Genomic DNA, 3863 nt, shown 5'->3' on the forward strand with positions numbered 1-3863 from the left:
CTAAGGCACAGAGCGAGATGAATCACATTTGTATAAGCATGATCAGGCGTTCGGCTTATCAGCCCGCAAGCCCTGACCAGCACACTCATACTGCTCGCAGCTCCAGAATCACCGCGTTGCGCGAAACACGAAAGAACACATGAGCACTTTCGCTCACGGCGCGGGTGAACCGTAGGCGTTTCCCCCATAGGCGTTGAGTCGCACGTGTGGAAACGTCAAACGCCATCGACCGGCATCGTGGTGTGGCACGTCAATGTGTCTACATGTGGGGAACGAACAAGGCCAACCCCACACTCGCCGGGCGCAGCAGGCACCAGCGGTGATGCACGCCGTCTGGCTTGTCCCGAGTGCCGACGCGCAACACCGCTACTACAGCAACTCACCCTCGCGAGGCTCAGCGAGTACCGTTTTCGAAAGGTATGCCATGCCAAGAGATTTGACGCAGTTGGAGTTGCTCACCGAGCTGGAACCGGTAGTAGCGAAGAATCTCGATCGACACCTTTCCACAGCCAAGGACTGGAATCCGCACAACTACGTGCCCGCGGACAGCCGCCGCACCTTCGCCGCCTCTGCCAGCGTCGATTGGGATCCCGAACAGTCTCGGTTGACCGAAGTAGCCAAGATCGCCATGATCACCAACCTCCTCACCGAGGACAACCTGCCCTCCTATCACCAGCCCATCGCCGAGCACTTCCCCCTCGACAGCGCATGGAGAACGTGGGTCCGCCGCTGGACCGCAGAAGAAAACCGCCACGCCATCGCCATGCGCGACTATCTGATCGTCGCCCGTGCGGTCGACGCGGGGGCGTTGGAGCGCGATCGAATGGTGCACATGACCCGCAGTGGCCACGCCCCCGACCACTTCGGCGGAGTGCTCGATCAGGTCGCCTACGTCACCGTCCAGGAGCTGGCCACCCGCATCCGTCACCGTTCCACCGGCCGAGTGTGTGGCGACCCCATTGCCGACCATATGCTCGCGCGAATCGCGGCCGACGAGAACCTGCACATGATCTTCTATCGCACGCTCACCGCTGCCGCGTTCGATCTGACACCCGACCAGACCATCGAGGCGGTCACCAACGTCGTCAAGAACTTCACCATGCCCGGATACGGTATGCCGAACTGGCGACGAAACGGCGTGCTGATGGTCAAACACGGCATCTACGACCTACGCCAACACCTCGACGAGGTCCTGACGCCCGTGCTGCGAACCTGGAACGTCTTCGGCCGCACCGACTTCACTGGCCGCGGCAACCAAAGCCGCGACGAACTCGCCGAATACCTCGACAAACTCGGCCGCGACGTGATCTGCTTCGAAGAGCAACGCGCTCACCTCCTGGCCCGCTGAAGCCGCCAGAACCGCCACCTCACTCGTACCCGCCTCACCACAATTTCGAGATTGCGGATTCTTTAGCCAGCCAGACTTTTTGCAAATAATTCGGCATGGACAGGGCCGCGCAATCGACAACGGCTCACACAGAGCCCACTCGACGCAGCATCGCATACGCCAGTGCGGCTGCAGGTGGATCCAGGTACAGGCCGACCACGTCACGGACCTTCTCGATGAACTGCGGATCCGTTGACAGCTTCCAGGTGTCCACCAGATGCGGCTTGAGCCGAACGCACGCCAGATCCGCCAAATCGCTGACTGCGACAGGCCGGTCGCCCTGACCATGCCCCGCGTCGACCAATGCGTATCCCCGCCCGCCGGAACCTATTCGAGCGTCTTCACGATGACCTGTTCGACCTCGTCATCGGTGATCGTGCGTGGGGCGCCCGGCCGCGGCTCGTCGGCCAGCCTGTCGCTTACCAACCGGCCACGCCACCGGGCCACCGTCTGCTCCCGTGTCCTCAACACGGTGGCCACCTCCTTGTTCGCCGCACCACCCGCACAGGCGAGCACGATCCGCACCCGAAAAGCCAGCGCCTGTGCGGTTTTCGGCCGCCGCGCCCAGCGCTGCAACGTCGGGTGTTCCTCCTCGGTCAACACCAACTCGGCCTTCGACCGCCCCGACCGAGGGTTATCGGTCACTCCATCCAGCCGCGACTCGACGAAACGCCGCCGCCATTTGCCAACAGTCACCGCAGTCACTGCTAGATCCGCGGCAACCTGCTTGTTCACCGCCCCAGGCTCTGCACACGCCAACACAATCCGCGCCCGTTCTGCCAGCCGGGAATCCCCCGCGCCCACCGAACAAGCCGATCACGCTCCACATCGGACAGAGTCAAATCAACCTTCGGTCGTCCAATCCGCACCACTTACAAACAGTAACAACAACTTACGGCGCTAACCTCGATCTTTCGCCGGGCCTGTGGCCCGGCGTAATCGGGTTCGGATTGGGGTTTTCGGATCGTATCCGGGCTGGCGGGTGTGGTTGACCGGCCCGTGTCAGCGGGCTGGCTGCCGGGTTCCACGGGCCCGGTGGTGGTCCTTTCGATGGTTGTAGGGGATGTTTGTGCTGGTCAGGTTCTTGTCAGCCGGGTGAGGGCGGTGACGGCGAGGCCGGTCCAGGGGTTGTGGGCCGACAGGCGTAGGTGGACGCGGCGGGCGTGGCGGGCCAGGCGGGCGGGGATCGAGAACAGTCGTAGCCGGAGGGTTTTCGGCTCCCAGCGGCGTGCTTCGTGGTCGTGGAGGGCGAGGGTTTGCATCCAGGCGGTCAGGTCGAGCGCGAGCGCGACCAGGGCGAGCCAAATGCGGTTGGCGTCGAAGCTGTGGAACGGCAGGTTCCGCAAGCCGGTGTCCTTCGCCGCGCGGATGCGGTCCTCGCAGCGAGCCCTCTGACGGTGCCGTAGTTCCAGGTCAGGCAGCTGCCCTGTGGTGGTGTTGGTGACAAACGCGGTCAACCGCATCCCGTCGCGGTCGGTGAACCGCAGTTGCGCGCCGGGATGCGGCCTTTCCTTCCTGACGATCAACCGCATCCCCGGCGGCCACCCTGACAACTCGGCGATGCCGGTGGCTTCGACGAGCCAGGCGCCGTCGCGGACTTCGCCGTCGGCGTCGTAGGCCGGTGTCCAATCTGCGGCGGTCAGGTAGGAGTCCATGGCTTCGACGATCTCGTCGGTGAGGGTGAATCCGATCGAGTACTGCATCCGGCGGCGGTGGCAGTAATCGAGGAATTCGTGGGTGCCGCCACCGGAATCGGTGCGCACCAGCACTTTCCGCCCGATCCGCCACGACGGGTTCCACGGCAGCTGGGCGAGGGCTTCGTGCAACACCTGTTTGTGGTCGGCGGCGGTATTGCTCCCGGCGTTACCCGGCCGCAGCATCACCGCGGCGGGTTCGCCGGTGCCGGTCTCACCGTGGTCGATGAACGCCCACAACGGGTGGAAACCGAAACCGCGTTTGAACGTCGGTGCCGCCTTTTCCTTCTCCGAGTATGCGGCGGTCAAGGTGGCGTCGAGGTCGATCAGCAGCGGATGCCCGGCGTCGATCCCGTGATCGGGAGCATGCCCCCGCGTCCACGCCCGCGCTCGTGCATCAGCACGCGCGGAAGCAATGGCCGCCAACGCTTTCGGCGTATCAGCCGCCAGAACGGTCACCAGCCGCGACACCGTCGGATCCGACGCCACCAGACCGAACACACCCGGTTCGGCCCGCAGCAGTGCCAGGTCCGAAACACAGTCACCGCCGACCGCGAGCGACATAGCCAGATCAAGCACGATCTTTCCCGGATCGTGTGTGGCCATCGGTTTGCGCCACGGTGCCAGCACCGTCGACAAGCCCTCCACCAGGCCGACCCGCTGCGCGGTGCGCAGCAACAACACCGCCCCGGCCTGCGACACGACCCCGGATCCATCACCGTCCACGACCAACACCGGATACGGCGAGATAGACTTCCGCACCAGAAGGGTGCTCCTCACTT

At 64.2% G+C, this 3863-nt stretch carries 4 protein-coding genes; 1 reads left to right on the top strand and 3 read right to left on the bottom strand.

Annotated elements, in window-relative coordinates; all coding sequences use genetic code 11:
- The first annotated feature begins 424 nt into the window (after positions 1 to 424).
- Positions 425 to 1348, top strand: a complete 924-nt coding sequence (locus NA4_RS37480) for an acyl-ACP desaturase (RefSeq protein WP_067480854.1) — start codon at positions 425 to 427, stop codon at positions 1346 to 1348.
- A 124-nt stretch (positions 1349 to 1472) separates the two neighbouring features.
- On the opposite strand, the gene NA4_RS37485 is transcribed toward NA4_RS37480, so the two are convergent.
- The 3 genes from NA4_RS37485 to NA4_RS37495 form a co-directional block, all read right to left on the bottom strand.
- Complete coding sequence (locus NA4_RS37485) at positions 1473 to 1691, bottom strand: hypothetical protein (protein ID WP_067480857.1); 219 nt, start codon at positions 1689 to 1691, stop codon at positions 1473 to 1475.
- 23 nt (positions 1692 to 1714) lie between these two features.
- Positions 1715 to 2191, bottom strand: coding sequence for a helix-turn-helix domain-containing protein (locus tag NA4_RS39865; RefSeq protein WP_084497836.1), 477 nt, complete (start codon positions 2189 to 2191; stop codon positions 1715 to 1717).
- 272 nt (positions 2192 to 2463) lie between these two features.
- The gene (locus NA4_RS37495) at positions 2464 to 3843 is read right to left on the bottom strand and encodes an IS1380 family transposase (RefSeq protein WP_067480863.1); all 1380 of its coding nucleotides are present in this window, start codon (positions 3841 to 3843) and stop codon (positions 2464 to 2466) included.
- Positions 3844 to 3863: the final 20 nt, after the last annotated feature.

Origin of the sequence: Nocardia amamiensis NBRC 102102 (genome assembly GCF_001612745.1) — a bacterium.
In the GTDB taxonomy this organism is placed as follows: Bacteria; Actinomycetota; Actinomycetes; order Mycobacteriales; family Mycobacteriaceae; genus Nocardia; species Nocardia amamiensis.